Source organism: Aureispira sp. CCB-E (genome assembly GCF_031326345.1).
GTDB lineage: Bacteria > Bacteroidota > Bacteroidia > Chitinophagales > Saprospiraceae > Aureispira.
Genome location: NZ_CP133671.1, coordinates 1540423 through 1558675 on the forward strand (window position 1 = coordinate 1540423; position 18253 = coordinate 1558675).

An 18253-nucleotide genomic window follows, 5' to 3' on the forward strand; every position below is an offset into this window, starting at 1 on the left:
TTGAATAGCAATTTGTGATGATAATAAAAGAAGAAGACTACCCCAAATTAAACTTGATCGACTAATGGATTGGAAAAAATACATAGAAAAAATAAACGCCATTCAAAAAGAAATTGCTCAATTGCCACCATTATCAGTAGAGCAAAAAAGCAAACTGTGGTATAGAATCCGTTTGGATTGGAATTATCATTCTAATGCAATGGAAGGGAATACTTTAACCATAAGCGAAACAGCAACTTTGTTGGTACACGGTTATCATGCAGGAAATAAGTTAGGAAGACACTACGAAGAAATGAAATTGCACAATGATGTGCTCTTTTATTTATTAGATATTGTTCGAGAGGATAGAGCGATCAATGCAACCTTGATTAGAGAATTGCATGCTGCTATGATGGGAGAAAATTACAATATAGATGCACAGGATCCAAATGGAAATCTCATACAAGTGAACGGTCGACCTGGGCAGTATAAAAACAAACCCAATTTTGTTGAAAGGGGAACAAAGAAGTATTCTTATACAAGTGTAGAGGACGTTGAGCCTAAAATGCAGGAGTTGGTGGAGTGGTTAAGAATAGAAGAAGAAAAAAAAGAATTGCACCCTGTTCAAATTGCAACCACCTTTCATGTCCGTTTTGTCACCATTCATCCTTTTGACGATGGGAATGGGCGTATTGGACGTATTTTGATGAATCTAATTTTGATGCGAGCGGAATTGGCGCCTGCCATTATCCCTAGAGAGGACAAACCAACGTATTTAGATGCTTTGGTCATTGCACAGGATACGAAGCTAAAGAATCAAGTACCTTTGCTCAATTTGATTGCCAAGGAAACATTTAATGCCATGGAATTGCGCCTAAAAGCTTATCGGGGTGAATCTTTGGAACGTCAAGACGATTGGGAGAAGGAAGTTGCTCTATTAAAACAAGAATTAGAAGCCGTCAAAAGTCCTGTATTAAAGATGTCAGCAGAATTGATTCGAGATTGTGTGTTGGGCTCTATTGAGCCTTTATTTCATCGCTTTGCTGAAAAAATGAACGACAACTTTGACCATTTTTTCTTAGAACATGAAACTTTTTATGGGGTAGATCAAACGGATTATGATAACAAAGAAGCTTTTGAGGAGGAGTTGATGAAAAAGGTGAATCCTACTACCTTGGATATACAGGAGGTGCGAGTAGGCATTCGCTTAAAGGGGTTTAAATTGCCTGACTATGAGAATTTTTCAATTAATGAAGCCATTAAGGTGCATTTTTCAAATTATAATTATGAAGTGTTCATAGATGGAAGACAGAAGGACTCTAATATCATAAAACGTTATTCTGAAGCAGTCTCTCAAGAGGAAGGCAATGCTTTAATTGCTCAAGTTGGGAAAAAGGTGACGGCTCGTATCCAACATATTGTTCAACGTGCTAAAAATGAGAATAACAATGGAAACTAGACAAGGATATCAGAAAACTAAGTTGGGGTGGATTCCTGAAAATTGGGGAGAAGACAATTTGGGCAACCTTAGTACTTATACAAAAGGATATGCTTTTAAATCTAAGGACTATTGTGAAAATGGTATTAGAGTAATTAGAATTTCTGATACGAATGCAAATTCTATTAAAGATAGTAATCCTATTTATATCTCTGAAGGGAAAGCTTTAACTTTTGAAAAGTGGAAATTATATACTAATGATTTGGTTTTTACTACAGTTGGCTCAAGACCTCCATTATACGATTCTATGGTTGGCAAAGTGATAAAAGTAGAAGAAAAATATTCAGATTCCCTTTTGAATCAAAATGCAGTGATTATACGAGGAATAGAAAAACAAATAAATCAAATATTTTTATTTAATCAATTTAAAACTAAACGTTATTTACGATATATAGAAACAATTGTTAGAGGGAATGCAAATCAAGTAAGTATTACATTAAAAGATTTATTTAAATTTAGAATTCCTCTCCCCCCATTACCAGAACAAAAAAAGATAGCCCAAATCCTATCCACATGGGACAAAGCCATCGAAAAGAAAACGCAGCTTATCGAGCAGAAGAAGCTCCTGAAGAAGGGCTTGATGCAGCAGTTGTTGACTGGTAAGACAAGATTTGATGGGTTTGTCCAAAATCATAAATTTCAGAAAAGTAAACTCGATGATTTCTCATTAGATTGGGAAATGGTAAAATTGGGTGATTTGTATGATAGACTAAGTACGGGAATGACTCCAAGCCGAAAATATCTAGAGTATTTTCAAGGAGATATTCTGTGGGTAACAAGTGGAGAACTCAATTATAATGTTGTTACTGATACAGTTGAAAAAATCACAAGGGTAGCTCAAGAGAAAACGAACCTAAAAATCTATCCCAAAGGCACTTTTTTCATTGCTATAACAGGATTAGAAGCATCAGGAACTAGAGGTAGGTGTGCTATTTTAGGTAAAGAAGCAACTACAAATCAATCCTGTATGGCATTCCCTGTAAATGAAGCAATTGACACAATGTTTTTATTTCACTTCTACTGTCATTATGGCGCAAAAATAGCTTTTCGATTTGCTCAGGGAACAAAACAACAAAGTTTAAACTCAAGTATTGTCAAAAGCATAAAAATTCCATTGCCAACGATTGAAGAGCAAAAGAAAATTGCAAGTGTTTTGACCAAAGCTAATAATGAAATTATAAAACTAGAAGAACAATTAATACAACTCCAACAACAAAAAAAAGGCTTAATGCAGCAATTATTGACTGGAGCCACTAGAGTAAGCGTATAAAATTAGGATGATGAAGAAAAATACTAAATGGAGTGTGCAATGGTTGTGTAATAACCTAATTTTTTGATTTTAGCTGCTTGTGTAGTGTTTCTGTTTTCTTTTAGAAAACGAAAGAACTAATAAAAATAAATTCCAATGTCATACTCAGAATTCATAGACTCCCAACTTCCTGCCCTGAAGTTGTTGCGAAAACTAAATTACCAATACCTATCTCCTGAGCAAGTGGATAAACAACGTGGTGATTTAAAATCAAATGTGTTATTAGAAGATATACTAGCCAAGCAATTAGAAAAAATGAACGCTTTTGAGTTTAGAGGAAAGGAGTATCCTTTTTCGAAAGTAAACATTCAGAATGCCATTAATGAGCTAAAGAATATACCCAATGAAGGTTTGAATACGACCAATCAGAAGATATTTGAGTTGTTGGCTTTGGGGAAGAGTTATGAAGAGTTGGTTAATGGACAAAAGAAGAGTTTTACCCTTCAGTTTATTGATTGGAAGAATGTTCATAACAATGTCTTTCATATGACAGAGGAGATGACAGTAAATGGGTTGAAAGAAAATAGAAGACCTGATCTTGTTTTATTTGTCAATGGGATTCCTTTTGTTATAATTGAAAATAAGAGAAGAGATAAAAACCATTCCATAGATGAGGCTATCTCTCAGCATTTAAGAAACCAAAAAGAGGACATCGGCATTCCTAAGTTGTTTTATTATGCTCAAATTTTGCTTTCTGTAGAGCCTAACCATGTGAAGTATGCCACAACCGGTACACCAAGGAAGTTTTGGTCGGTCTGGAAAGAAGAAGGCTTGGAGGCTCCTGTCCAAAAAATTATCAATCAAAGCCTAAATGGTATTGGAGCAGAAGACCGATTGCCGACTGAGCAAGATAGAAGTTTGTACGCTATCTGTCAAATAGAACGAATGATGGACTTAATTCGCAAGTTCGTTGTCTTTGATGGGAAGATTAAGAAAATAGCTCGTTATCAACAGTATTTTGCGATCAAGGCGACCATGCAAAGAATTAGAGCACAAGAGACGAATGGCAAGCGAAATGGAGGCGTTATTTGGCATACCCAAGGAAGTGGGAAGTCATTGACAATGGTCATGTTGTCTAAATCTATTAAGTTAGATGAATCCATTCGTAAATCAAGAATTGTTGTAGTAACAGACCGTATTAGTTTGGATAAGCAAATACATAAAACCTTTGAGCAATGTGGTATTTTGAGCTTAAAGAAAGCGGCTTCTGGAGATGATTTGGGACAGGCTATTGAAAATGATTCAATAGAAGTGATTACAACGATTACTGATAAGTTTGACTCAGCACTAAAGAAGGCTAACTACAAGAATGATTCCGCTAATATTTTTGTACTCATTGATGAAAGCCATAGAAGCCAATATGGAAGGAATCATGCTCGAATGAAACAGATGTTACCCAATGCTTGTTACTTAGGGTTTACTGGTACGCCATTGATGAAGAAGGAAAAGAGTACTGCTAATAAGTTTGGTGGGTTCATTCACAAATATACGATAGATCAAGCCGTTCAAGATGGAGCGGTTTTACCACTATTGTATGAGGGGAGAAGTGCTAAGTTGAGTATTAATAAGAAACAACTAGATAGAGGTTTTGATCGGGTGATGGAATCGCTCCCAGACTATGCAACAGAAGAAGATATTGCTCAATTCAAGAAAAGAAACGCAAGGGTATCTAAGCTTTATGAATCCCAACAGGTCGTAGAAGAAATTGCAGAAGATATTTCTGAGCACTATTGCAAAAACTGGCAAGGAGGAGTTTTTAAGGCTCAATTAGCTGTACCAAAAATCGAAACTGCAATCCGTTATCAGAAGTATTTTGAATCTCAGACTAATCCTAAGCTAAAGATAAACACAAGAGTTATTTTTACTCCTCCTGATTCAAGAGCAGGATATGAGGATGTATGGCAAGAAGCTGATGATGCTAGCAAACGTTATTGGAAAGGCTTGATGGAAAAATATGGCAATCAGGAAGCCTATGAAAAGGATTCGATAGACAAGTTCAAAGATGAAGGAATTGAAGTTGAATTATTGATTGTTGTAAGTAAATTATTGACAGGTTTTGATGCTCCGAGAAACACTATTTTGTATCTAGCCAAGCCTCTTTCAGATCATACCTTACTTCAAGCAATTGCTAGAGTAAATCGTCTTTTTGAGGGGAAAGAGCACGGTTATATTATTGACTATGTCGGTATATTAGGTAAACTTGATAAAGCCTTGAATCAATATTCAAGTTTTGAAGGTTTTGATGAAAAAGATTTAGAAGGGACTTTAACCAATGTATTGGAGGAGGTTCGCAAAATTCCTCAACATCATACCAACCTTTGGCAAGTCTTTGAAGGGGTGAACCAAAAGGATAAGGAGGCGATGGAACGATACTTGTTCCCTCAAAACATTAGAGATACTTTTTACAAACGTTTATCGGTCTTTGCTCGTAGTTTACAGGCTGCTTTTTCTACAGATGAATTCTACAAAGAATATGATGAAGCTCAAATTGAGAAATGGAGAGTTGATTTGAAATTCTTTGCAAAGATGAAAGAAAGTATCAAAATTCGATACAATGAAAAAGTAGATTTCAGAGAATATGAAGCGAGAGTAAAGAAACTACTTGATACGCATGTTGGAGTTGAAGATGTATATGTCATGAATGAAGCTATTGACATTTTTGATGAGGAGCTTCGTGAAGAAGAAGTTTTAAAATCAGGAGGGAATCCTGCTTCATTAGCAGATACTATTGCACACAAACTGAAAAAAACAATCACAGAGAGAATGGATGAAGATCCTGTTTTCAACATGAAGTTTTCTGAATTAATCCAAGAGGTCATCAATGCATTTCATGAAGGGCGATTGCAGGCTGCGGAGTTCCTGAAAAAAGTAATTGATATTCGTAATGAATATAAATCTGGTGCTGAGAATAAGATGCCTTTGGCTATTCAGGACAATCCTAAAGCTAGAGCTTTTTATGGTGCTGTGATGAAAGTACTAGAAGAAAGAGAAGATGATAACAACCACTCAGAGGATAAAATTGCTGAGGGAGGTGTAGAGATAGCTAAAACAGTAGAGCAAATTGCTACAGTAGATTGGAAAAACAATCCTAATAAGCCAAATGAAATAGCTGATGCAATCGAGGATTATCTTTTAATCAAACAAGATGCTTTGGGTGTAAAATTATCCTTCAATGAAATTGATGAAATTATTCGTTTATCCTTAAAAATTGCGAAAGCCAACTATTAATGCACAAAGTAGCATACGGAACAGAAGATATTGAATTTAAGGTTGCCTTCTCTGATAGAAAGACATTGGAAATAAGTGTGCTCCCTGATGCAACGGTAGAAGTTGTTGCACCTCAAGAAGCAAACTTAGAAAGGATTAAACAGAAGGTATTAAAACGTGGTTATTGGATCTTAGAACAAAAACGATTCTTCATGTCTCTTCATCCATACGAAGCTGAGAAAGAGTACGTCAATGGAGAAACGCACTTTTATATTGGAAGGCGTTATCGTTTGAAGATAATCGAGGGTTCTGCTTCTTCTGTGAAGCTTAAGGGAAAATTTATTGAGGTTATTACTCCTGATAAAGAAAAAACTTCAAAAATTAAGCAACAGCTTCATAATTGGTATAAGCTTCAAGCAAAACGAAGGTTTGAAGAGCGACTGAAAGTAAATTATAATAAAATAAAGGTTGAAGGTATTGCCTTCCCAAAACTTACAATTAGAGTATTACACAAGCGTTGGGGAAGTTGTACGAAACATGGAATCACACTCAATCTAAATCTAATCAAAGCGCCAGTTTATTGTATTGATTATGTTATCATGCACGAGCTTTGTCATTTGAAAGTGCCGAACCATTCTCCCGCATTTTATAGGTTGAAGGAGAAATATATGGTTGATTGGAAGGAGAGGAAGCTAGTACTAGAAGGAGTTAGGTAATCTTATTAAGTGCCAATTTCCCATATCCAGCAATCCTCCTGGTCTGGACCAAAAGATTCACTACTAAAAATTACCTTTTTGTTTACTAACTTTTTTCTAACTTATCATACAATCTACATCACTACCTTAAATATGCTAATCTAATTTACTAAAATTGTCAGATTAAGTCGTGACTACTTCACTTCATACATACTAAAAACACACTTTTTTGATTTTTATAGCTCTGCAATGTGTAATGATAGCCAACGGTCGTATATATTCCGTGACACTGCGCCATGCGACGCTACTAATTTAAACCAAAGAAAGCAAAATCGCAGATTTTGGGCGTAATTTATTCTCTAGTACGAGCAAAATCTGCGATTTTGCGTCTCCAGTTCATGCGTTAGTGGTTAAAGAATGTACTTTTAAAGTGGCATGGTAATATATACTTTGTTGTCCACAGTTTTTATAAATGACGTAATGAGTAGGTTAGTTCTTTTTTTATAGTGTCAAAGCCAACCCATATTTGGCTTGGTTCAAAGTCTTCCACAGTTTCAATAATTTGATTTGTGAATATGAAGCCTTCTTTAGATTTATGCCAAAGTCCTTTTGTGCCAATTTCTTGAAATAGTTGTTTCGCTGTTTTAAATTCAGAGGAATCTAGTCTGAGATAAAAGTCTTCGGATTTCCAATAATTTCTTAAGGTTTTAATAGTTTGGATGGTTTTATGACTTTCATTTTCGTCAAACTTTATTATAAACTCAAACCAATAGTCTGAGTCAAACGCGTTTTCTGTATGGGCAATGGTATCTCTTAATATTTTGAAATTGTCAGAAATAGTTAGGGTTGTATTTTCTTTTATTATAGCAATCATTTCTTCTTTTGACAAAGCACTGCTTCCTAGAGTACAGTATATTACGGACGATATAATAATAATAAGAGCTAAATATTTTAGTTTCATTTTTTTGATTTTTCTACACTATTTTCTAGAAATTCAAGAAATATTTGAATGTCAGGAGTGTAGCCTCTCTGATCTAATTTTTCTTTTTCAGGAGTAATGATAATAAAATGAGGTTGAGACATTCTATTAAACTCAATAAATTGAAATTCACTATTTCGTTTACCGATAGTTGTTATCTCTTTTCCATAAAGTTTTGAGAATTTAGTTCTTTCCTCAGCTGAAAGTTTTGTCCGATCATCTACATAATGAACGGAAAGGATAAAATTTTCTTTTAAGTAATTTATTATGGAAGGGGAAATGAAAACGTTTTCTTCCATTTTACGACAGTTGATGGCACCAAAACCATTAAAATAAACTAATACAAGTTTATTTTCCTTTTTAGCTCTGATTAAATTTTCTTCAAAATCATTTTCTATAAGATAACCTGTATCATCTAATGGATGAATGTCCTTTAATGTTGGAGGGGGATATTTTTTTCTATAAGCTTCAAATAATTCTTCATAAGTGATGATTAACTCCTCTCCTGTTTTTTCAAAAGATTCTTTAATGAAACCTTCTATTTTGTTACATTCTGCTTCTTCCACACCCAATTCAAGTAACAATTTTTTGTCTTTATGCCAGTTTTTAATTTCGACTTTTTTAGAAGCTAATTCTATAGATTTGAAATATATTTCTCTTTGTTTTTGATACTCTTCAGTGCTTTTTAGCTCATCATATTTCTTGGTTAAATCTCTAAATGTTAATGGTTCCTCTTTTTCCATAGATAGTTGAATTAGGAGCATGCCAAGTATCCCTTTTTGTAAATCATATTCATCTATATTATACTCTTTACAATCAAGCAACTTTATAAGATTTTCTTGTAAGGAGAGGATGTCATTTGGGTCCATTTTTTCATTTAAAAGATCCTTACATGGTTGGGCTTCTGAGGTGAAAATAATTGAGATAAATAGCAGAAAGAAGATACTTTTTTTCATAGGGTTTGTTTTTAGGTTTAACTAAGCTAAGAATTGGTAACTAATTGTGGACAACTACTTGCTAAACGCAATAGTCTATTGTGTTTATTTCTAATATAGAGATATCCTAAATTATTAAAAAATCTAAAGGGCTAGCAATTTTTTTTAAATTTTGTTTAGAGATATGAGTATATATTTCCGTAGTTTTAATGGAATTATGTCCTAGTAAGGTTTGAATATATCTTAAATTGACGCCTCTTTCCAATAAATGGGTGGCAAAACTATGTCTCAATGTATGTATCGTTCCATTTTTTCCAATTTTCGCTTTAACTAAAGCTCTTTTAAAAATAGCTTGGACACTACTTTTACTATATCTACCAGCATTAACTCCTTCAAATAACCAAAAAGAAGGTTTGTAATTAATATAATATTCTCTTAAAGTTAGGAGCAATTACTTTTTAACAAAAAAGCAGCTTAACTTTTTGCCCACTTTTTTGTAGGAATTCCAGTATTAGTTTGGGTGCAAAAATAGTATAAAAATGTGAGTATAAAGAATGCTATAGAAGGTCAAACAAGATAATTTAAAACCAACAAAAAGCGGCTACAACAAAGTCATAGCCGCAAGAAACGTCATAAAACACCATCCTAATTAGTAGCTCCATAGGGAATCGAACCCCAATTTGCAGATTCGTATTCTGCTGTCCTAATCCGTTAGACGATAGAGCTGTTTGAGTATAGAGTGTTTGTAAATTTGAAAATGAGTCAACAGGGAATACCTCATTATTAGTCCTTTTAACAAAGCGTTGTACTGACTCACTTCAAATTTTAGATACATTCCTCCTTTTTTAATGATTCTTTCATAACTTAACTCAAGCCTAGGAAGTTAGAATCTTGGTCTGTTGACTATTTTTTGCAAAAGAGTAATTTAGAATTGCAAACAATTGTTTTATTAAGAAGAATATTCTCCAAGTGAATAATCAACAGCCAAGATGGTAAAAATAATGACCCAAAACATAGCAACTAGTTTTGTATAGAAGTATCTGTATTCCGCTTGAAATTTTTTAGAGGGGTTAGCACCATACTTCTTTCAAGTGTGTACGTGATTTGATATAAGTAGAAGAACCAATTAGGAGCTCATACTTATCTTCTATAGAATTAAGAAATAATTATTAGACGCACAGACGGGACTCGAACCCATAGCCAAGGCTTATGAGACCTTGATGTTTGCCTTTACACCACCGTGCGTTGAGTAACGATATATTTTATTAACCTTGTGGAAAAGGCGGGATTGGAATTTTTATTTTCTATTCCATTTTAAACCATTTTATTATACATATAAAGAGACATTATCTGTCTCACTTTTTGTCTCAGCTGCAAGAACATATTATAATTTTGCAAAAAATGGTTGACTGTATGTTGTCACTTATGAAGAGTAAACTGGGATTTTGTGAATTTAGTTCTCATGGTTTTATTTTTTTGCCAAAAATTTGCTTTTTTTTTTCCAACATCCAACAAGCTATATAACTAATAAAGGGTCTATTTAGTATAAGTAGTTAATAATTAGTAAGTAATAGTAAAATAATAACTAAAAAAAGTACTAAAAAGCTGTTGGAGTCTGTTGGAAATAACGCCTTATCTGTTGGATAAGTTCAACTTCTCGAAAAAAAAAGTAAAAATGGAGGAAAATCTATATTCCTACAAGTTGTAGGAAAAAAGCCTTGTTTTTCCAACAAAAAGCCGATTTATCCAACTTATTTCAACAGTGTAGGAGTTTTATTTTGCTGATTTGCAGTTATTTATGTTGATAAATGGGCTTTGTTGGAATTTTGCGACTTCAAAATATATATAAGCACTATAATTATAAAAAGAGCACAAAAGTTATTTTTAAAAAAAGTCACAAAATAATTTTTACTAGCCTTTTTTAAGCCTCAAAAACAGCAGTTCAATGATACTTTCTTTATTAGTTAAAGATTGTCTCAATTGAATGATCTCCTGGTTTTGCTTTTCGATGATTTTAAAAAGTTCTTCTTCTTGCTTCTTGGTGTGTTCTGGTTGGAGCGTATTATTAGAGTTGCTTAACTCTGAATTATTGATAAAGGTATTACCATCTCCAATAACGATATTCATATTTAGAGTCAGGGTTAAAATAATGATATTATATTTTTCAGGTTGTGCTTTCATGTATCTAAAAAAACACGAATATTTTTTTGTTTAGTTCCCCGAAAAATAAAGATATATTTCCTTTATATATTACTTGCCCTGTAACAATGAAATAATCATTTCCTTGTCTTTTATTTGATTCTCTAAAGTGGCTATATTGCCCTCTAGTACTGACTTAGACTCTTCTAAGATTAATTTAGACTCTCGTAATAATTGGTTGGCGGTTTGTTCTATTTGGATCTCTTTTTTTAAAGATTTGATTTCTACCTTTAAGCTTTTTATCTCTGCTTTTAGCTCCTTCAGCTTTGAGTCGTTCTCACTTTGAATAACTGTATTATCTCCAGTATTGGTATTGTTACTGTTGGTTAATTTGCTGTTATTAATTATTGTATTACCGTCTTTATTAGGTTGGTATCCTTCCTGCATCATTTCACCAGCTCCTATTAATAGCCAATTAATATTAATTCCCATCTCTGCTAAGGGGGTTAATACTTTTGAGCTTGGTAAACCATCTCCTTTTACAATCCGATTGAAAGCTGATTGTGTAACTCCTAGCTCATCAGCTAATTGAGTTACATTTTTTTTTGAATAAAAAAGGTATAGTTTAAGTCTTTCAGATATAGACATTTACAGAAGAATTAGGATAAAATAAATAATCTAATTTTCTCTTTTTTAGAGAAAATGTTGTTTTTAAGCTAAAAAAGTCTTTAATTTGTATTATCAACAATAACTACTTAGTGGAATGAGCCAATTATTGTTGATAGAAAAAGTTCTAAATATTTGACCAAGCAAGGTACTAACTTTTTGCTTTAGGCTCAAATATCTTAATGTCTTATTTATCGTATGTGATTCCGTGGGAAGAATTACAAACGGCTGAACGGCTACCAGGAACAGCTACCATATTTTATCAAGGGCTTGATATTGGTATAAGGTTCGAGTCCTTACGTTCAACTAAAAATCCATAATTATTTAATAGTAAGACTTCAACAAGCTACTTTGTTTTGATAAGTGGCTTGGCGAAGCTTTGTCTAAAACCAAACAAATATAACTATGAAAAAAGGATCGCTAACACCACAGCAACTTTTTTGCCAGCTCTTAGATCAATTGGCAGTAAACGAATACCGAGAGCTGCACAAAAAAATAGGAATCACAAAAAAAATGCTAACACATATGCGCAATGCGCCACATAGTGCTACTTATGAAATGACTTTGAAGTTTGCCAAAGCCTTAAACGTTGATCCCGTAGAATTAATTGATCTGTATGATTTTGGCGCTTCAAGAATAACCGTAGAAGAGTATAAAGGATTGAAATAAAAAAAGCTCCTAAGTTGCACCTTAGGAGCTAAAACTTAGCTGTCTATGCAGACAGACAAAACAGACTTCAAAATTATGAAAAAATTTGCAAAAAATCCATATTCCCTCGCTCGTAAGGGAATAAGTTCTTTGATTGCCTCCGAAAGTATGGAGGCAACCTTAGCTAAAAAGTTTCAACACACCACCTTTTCCAAACGTTTTTGGATGGTCAATTTGTCTTTGATGTTTCTAGCTTTTGCCGTGCAAATGGCTAGTTTAATTACAGCAGGTTTTATGTTGTATCATTACTTTGGCAATGTTCCGATGCTGCTAAGGATCCCTTTGTTACTGGTTGTTATTTTGGTGATAGAAGTTATTAAGCGGATTGCATTGGATGATGTGTTTAAATCTGCTTTTCAATACCGAGAATTTGAACCGTTTTCTTTTGCTGTTTCAATGGTATTTGTGGGTATTAGTATAGGTATCTCTTATGGAGGGGCTTCTTTTGTTGCGGCTCTGATGGTGAACCAACCTCAAGCGATTGAACCAAGTTTAAAAAGTGCGGCTCCCATCCAAACCAATTATCAAGCGCAAATTGCAGCGATTGTACAAGAACGAGACACGATTCGAGCTACTCGTTTGTACCGTGGCAAGCTAAGAAGTGAAGACCAACGAGCGATTAATAAGCACAACGAAACGATTAAAAGTTTGCAAACAGAGCAGCGGCAAGAGCTGCAGTCGTTGGCACAAGAAAATGATTCGTTGGCAGTCGCTGCAGCTGCAGCAACAGCGGTGTTAATTGCGCAAGCAACTAAAGAATGCCAGGCATTAGAACAACAGTTAGAATATGCGGTGCTTATCTTTGAATTGTTGCTGTTATTGTGCTTGTCGTTTAGTTGGTGGTATTATGATAATTGTCGAAAAGAGCGCCTTGGAATGGCAGAAAATGCCGCCATAGAAACGGCAGAAGAGGAGGAAGGCACTCCTTCTAGCACGCCAGCCGTTACTACAGCCGTTACGCCCATTACTCCAGCAGCGACAGGAGGAGAAGCGGCTCCCATCTTGAGCCAAAAAAAGATTGGATTTATTGATTATGAGCAGACCGAAACGGCAGAAGAAAACGACAGCCATACGATAGCAAAAGAATTAGAATATACTCGTAAATGTCCTGTTTGTGAAACGGGTTTTATTCATAATTCATGGAATCACACCTACTGTACAGAAGCCTGTAAAATCAAAGCTTGGGAAAAGCGGACGAACAGAAAATATACAGGGCCTACGACTAAAAAAGCATAACTAACCCCCTATAAAAACACATTATGTATATTACGAATTTAGAACAATTGAAATCAAAATTTGAGATAGAAACAGTAGTTGCTGATTTAACGGATTGGAATGAGGGAATGAAGCCTTCTATGTGCTGCCCATTTCATAAAGAAAAAACGCCTTCTTTTTCTATCTCAAAATCAAAAAATATAGCCACTTGTTTTGGGAGCTGTGGCAAGACGTACACCCCAATTAGTTTTGTAATGGAATACAAACAATTGGACTTTGTGGCAGCGGTAGAATATGCTGCAAAATTGCATCGGGTAGCGGTAGAGTATGCGGAGCAATTGAGCGAAGAGCAGCTGGAGGAGCTGAAAGCTCGACAAATCAAAAAAGAGCAATATTTGCTTTATAATCGTTTGGTTGCCGAGGCTTATTTTAAGCATCATCATGGAGAAGAGGAGCTGGTTGAAGAAATCTATTTTGGAGAAAGGAGTTTAAAAGGGGCAACGGTTCAAGCTTTTGGCATTTGTCAAAGTTCGGAGAATTGGCATTTTACCGAGGATTTGAAATTAGACAATACAACCTTGAAAGAATTGGGCATTATCAAGAAAGGGAAAAAGGGCTTTTTTGATGTGTTTAGAAATCGTGTTTTATTTCCTATTCATAACCCTAGTAGGGCAGTGGTTGGTTTTGCAGGTCGAGCGATAGAAGAGGATCAAAAACCTAAATACTTGAACAGCTGTGAAACGGATCTATACCAAAAGGAGCAGCTCTTGTATGGCTTGAGTCAACAACTCCAAGAAATCAAAGCATCCAAAGTAGTTTATTTGGTAGAGGGGTATTGGGATGTTTTGAGTTTGTACGATGCGAAGTTCTTTGGAGCGGTAGCCGCTGGAGGCACATCGTTGAGTGTTGCACAAGCAAAATTGATCAATCGTTATGCGGAGCGTGTTGTTTTGTTGTATGATGGAGACCAGGCAGGAATAGAAGCCGTTAGCCGAAATCTACCCAAACTAATAGATATAGGACTTCATGTTGATATTATTCCTTTGCCCGAAAATCAAGATCCTGATAGTTACATTCGAGAGATAGGAGCAGAGGCATTTGAGGAGTATTGCAAGAAAAATAAAACAGATGCGATTAATTGGTATTTGGAGCATGAGCTGCAGCACTCAGAAAGAGATAATTTTGCAATTCAGCGTATTAGTGAGTTGTCTATTGAGTTGATTGCAAAAGTAAAAAATAGTTTATCTCAAGATTGTTATGTTCGAGATGTTTCCAAGTTGCTAGGCATTAAACAAAGTATTTTAGGAGGGCAACTTAATGAAAAATTAGGGGAATTAGCATTGACCTTAAAACAAGATACATTGACACCTGCACAGCGTAAAAGCTTGTTTAAATATGGGATTTATGAAGATGAAAAACAATATTGGTCTAGCGATGGGAAAGGAGGATATTCTTGTATTTCTAATTTTGTAGTCAAGCCTTTGTTTCATCTCAAATCAAAAGAAAATCCAAAGCGCTTGTTTGAGTTGTTGAATAAATACGACCAAAAAGTTTTGTTAGATGTAGAGGCGGTTGTTTTGGTTGGTTTGGATAAATTTAGAGTAGCAGTTGAAGCAGAAGGGAACTATTTTTTTACGGGTAATTTGGCGCAGTACAACCGAATAAAAGCCAAGATTTATGATGAAATGAAAACCTGTTATGAAGTCGATGTGTTGGGCTATCACAAGGACGGTTTTTATACTTTTGGAAATGGCATTTATACCATAGAAAAAGGGTTTGTTCCTGTGAATAAATACGGTACTTTATGTTATAAAGACAAGCGTTATTTTTTGCCTGCTTTTAGCGATATTTACAAGGATTCGGATATGTCCTTTAAAGATGAAAAAAACTTTGCTTACCAGGACTCAAAAATTACCTTCAAACAATGGTCTACTTTGTTTTGTAAGGTGCATGGCAGCAAAGGACAAATAGCCATCTGTTTTTATATTGCGACTCTGTTTAGAGATGTGATCCATGAGTATGTCAATTTTCCTTTACTCAATTTGTTTGGTCAACCAGGAACAGGAAAATCATTTATGGGAAAGAACCTTTCGTATATGTTTGGAATTGCTAAAGATGGTTTTAATCTCAATAGTGGTACGTTGGTTGGGTTTTATAATCGCTTGGTATTGGCTCGGAATGCCTTGGTATTTTGTGAGGAGTATTTTAATTCGATAGACTTTAGATTTATCCAGGGTTTAAAATCTATTTACGATGGGATTGGACGAGAAAAAGGACAAAAGACAGGAACAAAAAGTTTGGTTAGTGAGATTTATTCCGCTTGTGTATTTGTAGGGCAGGAGCTGCCAACATTTGACAATGCTTTGTTTACTCGTGTAATTAATTTGGCATTTTCACAAACAGAATACAGTCAAGAAGAAACGAATGCTGCAGAAGAATTAAAAGCCATGCGCAAGAATGGGGAATTAATCAACATCACGGCAAAATTAAGCGCTTTTAGACCATATATCCAAGCCCATTATGAGGAGCAATACAACCGTACTTTTTCAGCCATCAAAAAGGCAGTCGCTCAAAAAGGAGTACACACTCGATTAGTTGAAAATAACGCTGCTATTTTAACGGTTTTTGATTTGCTGAAGGAAAAAGTTACTTTTCCTTTTAGTACAGATGAAGTGTATCAAAATTGTATTGATAATATCTTGCACCAAAACGACCAAATACACAGCGAAACAGAAACGGCTATGTTTTGGGATTTGATCGAATACCTGGTAAGTACTGGACTCTTGGAAGAGGGCGTGGATTATAAGATTGTTGAAAAATTGAGCTGGAAAAATGTAAGCTATGATAAACCTAAAAATATCTTGTATCTATCGTTTGCCAAAGCATTTCCATTGTATCGTGAATATCACAAGCGCCAATTGGGCAAAGATGGTTTAACAAAATCTTCTTTATCGCATTATCTCAAGACACACCCAGGCTTTATGGAGTACCTCAAAAGTACGAGAATGGGCAAGAAAAACACTTCTGCTTTTGTCTTTGATTATGATGCTCTAAATGTTCATATCAAAGAAGAAGGATCTGCTTCTTATGATTACACGGCAGAAAATGATATTTGGGCAGAACAGCAAGAACATGAAGATTTGATGACTCAAAAAATTAAAAAAGCTCAAGAAGAGAATGCTAAAAAAGAGATGGATTATTATAATAAAGTCCTTAAATCGTCCAAGAAGTAAAAGAAAAAGTAGAGCAACAAGCCTATGAAAAATGGATTTTGTAGGCTTGTTAAAATTTACGCCTAGTAAAAAAGGGGAGAAGAGCAAAATATTTTAAATTCTCATAATAGCAAAATACATTTGTGTAGCGATACGACATGATGCATGTCAAAAACAGGACACAAAGACACAACCTATACCTCCACCTGATCCGCCCTATCCTTAAGCCCTCTCTTGCTTCCTTGCTTCTCTCTATAGTGTCTTTGTGCTTCCTGTTTTTTTATTGCCCAATCAGAGATAAAACTTCCCACAGTAGACCATCCGATAAATAGGACATTGATTTTAATCTAATCTTACACACATCAAATCAATGTTTAATTATGTCAGAAAATGTCACAGGTCATGCCAAGAGCGACCGCCCCCAACTTATCGAAAAAATGAAAGTGTTGCAACTCCTAGAGCAGCGCATGAAGACCCACCAGCAACAAGCCGAAAAAATTCTCAATAGTGGTTTGTTTCCTGATGAGGAGGATTGGCTATTGGATGATATGCCCGAAAGTAGCCCCCAAAATGAAGTCGATTATGCAACTATGACAACCCTAATTATTGAACTGAAAAGCATTTATAACCAAATCACAAAACTCTAAAATGAAGGATCCTATTATAGAATTAGTACAGGCAGGATTGAGGGAAGAAGCCGCCCGAAAAAAGCAGCGAGAAACAGCTGCTCAAACAAAGATTCAAACAGCCTCTCAAACAGAAACTCAAACAATATCTCAAACAGGGGTAGAAACAGCCTCTACTGCTCAAAAACAAAGAAAAACAGTCAAATCAGACAGTCTAGAAACAGAGGAGAAACAAAGCTCAAACAACGTTTCAAAAAATGTAGAAACAGCGCTCAAAAATGATGTAGAAACAGAGGAAAAAAACGAATGGGAAGATGATTTTCCAGAAGATTGGGAGGACGATAATTCACCACTTGAGGAGGAGCCTTTTATAAAAGAAAGTCCCGATCCCTTGTTGGATATGATTTACGATCCAGGAGATACCACGGTGGATGAGCAAGTAGAAAAAAGTACAGGAGCGAGTACCAAAAGTTTGGAGACTTTGGCAAGCATTGGAGAAATGGTCATGGATTATTTAGACAATTCTAAAGCACAACTTTGTGCCGCAATTAGTGGCAAAGAGGCGGCTTTGTTTGCATCGGATCAAAAGGCAAAAAAAGCCTTGATTGAAGCGACTAAAACCTATGTACAGGAAATCGGGTTGAAACCACCAACTCCCACTCAAACTTTTTTATTAGCCGTAGGTATGTGGTTGTTGCCATCGCTAAGTTTGGCAGGATTGGAGCGAGTGAAAATGATTACCGCCAAGAAAAAAACAATTGTTCCCAAACCAACAGGCAACCAAGTGAGAGATTACCAAGAGCCAGCTGCAGGAACAGAAGCCGCTGCTTTTAATGAAACACTAGAGGAGGAGCAAGCAACAGATTATACCCAGTGCAAGGAATACCAGGAAAAACGCCGCTTGTTTGATCGCCATGCAAAGGGAACGTATCGCCATTTGAGTGATGGAACGTATGCGAATGTTGATTTGGCAAATGAGTTTCCAAGTGCTATGGTTTTAGAACTACTAGAAGCAGGAAAAACCAATGCAGAAATACGAGCAGTTTTGTACGAAGAGTAAAAGAGAAAAACACAATTATCTAAAC

15 protein-coding genes and 2 tRNA genes are annotated in these 18253 nt (G+C 35.2%); 10 read left to right on the forward strand and 7 right to left on the reverse strand.

The window, feature by feature from the left end:
- Window positions 1–64 precede the first annotated feature (64 nt).
- From QP953_RS05815 to QP953_RS05830, 4 genes are all read left to right on the forward strand, one after another.
- Window positions 65–1438 (forward strand): Fic family protein, encoded by a 1374-nt coding sequence (locus tag QP953_RS05815; protein WP_309554270.1) that lies wholly within the window; start codon window positions 65–67, stop codon window positions 1436–1438.
- Window positions 1428–2747: a restriction endonuclease subunit S gene (locus QP953_RS05820; protein ID WP_309554271.1), complete on the forward strand. Its 1320-nt coding sequence runs from the start codon at window positions 1428–1430 to the stop codon at window positions 2745–2747. The genes QP953_RS05815 and QP953_RS05820 overlap by 11 nt, the downstream gene beginning before the upstream one ends.
- Window positions 2748–2882: 135 nt before the next feature.
- The gene (locus tag QP953_RS05825) at window positions 2883–6014 is read left to right on the forward strand and encodes an HsdR family type I site-specific deoxyribonuclease (RefSeq protein WP_309554272.1); all 3132 of its coding nucleotides are present in this window, start codon (window positions 2883–2885) and stop codon (window positions 6012–6014) included.
- Complete coding sequence (locus tag QP953_RS05830) at window positions 6014–6709, forward strand: SprT family zinc-dependent metalloprotease (protein WP_309554273.1); 696 nt, start codon at window positions 6014–6016, stop codon at window positions 6707–6709. Before QP953_RS05825 ends, QP953_RS05830 begins: the two co-directional genes overlap by 1 nt.
- 445 nt (window positions 6710–7154) lie before the next feature.
- Here QP953_RS05830 and QP953_RS05835 read toward each other — a convergent pair whose 3' ends face one another.
- The 7 genes from QP953_RS05835 to QP953_RS05865 form a co-directional block, all read right to left on the reverse strand.
- Window positions 7155–7649, reverse strand: a complete 495-nt coding sequence (locus tag QP953_RS05835) for a hypothetical protein (protein ID WP_309554274.1) — start codon at window positions 7647–7649, stop codon at window positions 7155–7157.
- Window positions 7646–8623, reverse strand: a complete 978-nt coding sequence (locus tag QP953_RS05840) for a hypothetical protein (RefSeq protein WP_309554275.1) — start codon at window positions 8621–8623, stop codon at window positions 7646–7648. The genes QP953_RS05835 and QP953_RS05840 overlap by 4 nt, the downstream gene beginning before the upstream one ends.
- A 106-nt stretch (window positions 8624–8729) precedes the next feature.
- Window positions 8730–9053: a tyrosine-type recombinase/integrase gene (locus tag QP953_RS05845; protein WP_309554276.1), complete on the reverse strand. Its 324-nt coding sequence runs from the start codon at window positions 9051–9053 to the stop codon at window positions 8730–8732.
- Window positions 9054–9255: 202 nt separating this feature from the next.
- Window positions 9256–9328: transfer RNA gene (locus QP953_RS05850), tRNA-Arg, on the reverse strand.
- A 447-nt stretch (window positions 9329–9775) separates the two neighbouring features.
- Window positions 9776–9847 (reverse strand) — tRNA-Met (locus QP953_RS05855).
- A gap of 666 nt (window positions 9848–10513) precedes the next feature.
- A complete protein-coding gene (locus QP953_RS05860; RefSeq protein ID WP_309554277.1) occupies window positions 10514–10783 on the reverse strand; it encodes a hypothetical protein in 270 nt (89 codons plus the stop codon).
- 69 nt (window positions 10784–10852) lie between these two features.
- Window positions 10853–11389, reverse strand: coding sequence for a helix-turn-helix domain-containing protein (locus QP953_RS05865; protein ID WP_309554278.1), 537 nt, complete (start codon window positions 11387–11389; stop codon window positions 10853–10855).
- A 200-nt stretch (window positions 11390–11589) separates the two neighbouring features.
- Between QP953_RS05865 and QP953_RS05870 the strand changes: the two genes are divergently transcribed.
- From QP953_RS05870 to QP953_RS05895, 6 genes are all read left to right on the forward strand, one after another.
- Window positions 11590–11727 carry a hypothetical protein gene (locus tag QP953_RS05870; RefSeq protein WP_309554279.1) on the forward strand — a complete coding sequence of 46 codons (138 nt, stop codon included), beginning with the start codon at window positions 11590–11592 and terminating at the stop codon, window positions 11725–11727.
- An 85-nt stretch (window positions 11728–11812) separates the two neighbouring features.
- Window positions 11813–12076 (forward strand): helix-turn-helix transcriptional regulator, encoded by a 264-nt coding sequence (locus QP953_RS05875; RefSeq protein WP_309554280.1) that lies wholly within the window; start codon window positions 11813–11815, stop codon window positions 12074–12076.
- Between the two features lie 75 nt (window positions 12077–12151).
- The gene (locus tag QP953_RS05880) at window positions 12152–13351 is read left to right on the forward strand and encodes a hypothetical protein (protein WP_309554282.1); all 1200 of its coding nucleotides are present in this window, start codon (window positions 12152–12154) and stop codon (window positions 13349–13351) included.
- Window positions 13352–13374: 23 nt separating this feature from the next.
- Window positions 13375–16563 (forward strand): DNA primase, encoded by a 3189-nt coding sequence (dnaG, locus tag QP953_RS05885; protein ID WP_309554283.1) that lies wholly within the window; start codon window positions 13375–13377, stop codon window positions 16561–16563.
- Window positions 16564–16922: 359 nt separating this feature from the next.
- The gene (locus tag QP953_RS05890) at window positions 16923–17189 is read left to right on the forward strand and encodes a hypothetical protein (RefSeq protein WP_309554284.1); all 267 of its coding nucleotides are present in this window, start codon (window positions 16923–16925) and stop codon (window positions 17187–17189) included.
- Window position 17190: 1 nt separating this feature from the next.
- Window positions 17191–18228, forward strand: coding sequence for a hypothetical protein (locus QP953_RS05895; protein ID WP_309554285.1), 1038 nt, complete (start codon window positions 17191–17193; stop codon window positions 18226–18228).
- Window positions 18229–18253: the final 25 nt, after the last annotated feature.

Excerpts from the sequence above, each read along its gene's own strand:
- QP953_RS05875 (WP_309554280.1), top strand. The coding sequence starts at position 11,813 with ATGAAAAAAGGATCGCTAACACCACAGCAACTTTTTTGCCAGCTCTTA.
- QP953_RS05890 (WP_309554284.1), top strand. The coding sequence starts at position 16,923 with ATGTCAGAAAATGTCACAGGTCATGCCAAGAGCGACCGCCCCCAACTT.
- QP953_RS05840 (WP_309554275.1), bottom strand. The coding sequence starts at position 8,623 with ATGAAAAAAAGTATCTTCTTTCTGCTATTTATCTCAATTATTTTCACC.
- QP953_RS05825 (WP_309554272.1), top strand. The coding sequence starts at position 2,883 with ATGTCATACTCAGAATTCATAGACTCCCAACTTCCTGCCCTGAAGTTG.
- QP953_RS05830 (WP_309554273.1), top strand. The coding sequence starts at position 6,014 with ATGCACAAAGTAGCATACGGAACAGAAGATATTGAATTTAAGGTTGCC.
- QP953_RS05865 (WP_309554278.1), bottom strand. The coding sequence starts at position 11,389 with ATGTCTATATCTGAAAGACTTAAACTATACCTTTTTTATTCAAAAAAA.
- QP953_RS05870 (WP_309554279.1), top strand. The coding sequence starts at position 11,590 with ATGTCTTATTTATCGTATGTGATTCCGTGGGAAGAATTACAAACGGCT.
- QP953_RS05835 (WP_309554274.1), bottom strand. The coding sequence starts at position 7,649 with ATGAAACTAAAATATTTAGCTCTTATTATTATTATATCGTCCGTAATA.
- QP953_RS05815 (WP_309554270.1), top strand. The coding sequence starts at position 65 with ATGGATTGGAAAAAATACATAGAAAAAATAAACGCCATTCAAAAAGAA.
- QP953_RS05895 (WP_309554285.1), top strand. The coding sequence starts at position 17,191 with ATGAAGGATCCTATTATAGAATTAGTACAGGCAGGATTGAGGGAAGAA.
- QP953_RS05820 (WP_309554271.1), top strand. The coding sequence starts at position 1,428 with ATGGAAACTAGACAAGGATATCAGAAAACTAAGTTGGGGTGGATTCCT.
- QP953_RS05860 (WP_309554277.1), bottom strand. The coding sequence starts at position 10,783 with ATGAAAGCACAACCTGAAAAATATAATATCATTATTTTAACCCTGACT.
- QP953_RS05880 (WP_309554282.1), top strand. The coding sequence starts at position 12,152 with ATGAAAAAATTTGCAAAAAATCCATATTCCCTCGCTCGTAAGGGAATA.
- dnaG (WP_309554283.1), top strand. The coding sequence starts at position 13,375 with ATGTATATTACGAATTTAGAACAATTGAAATCAAAATTTGAGATAGAA.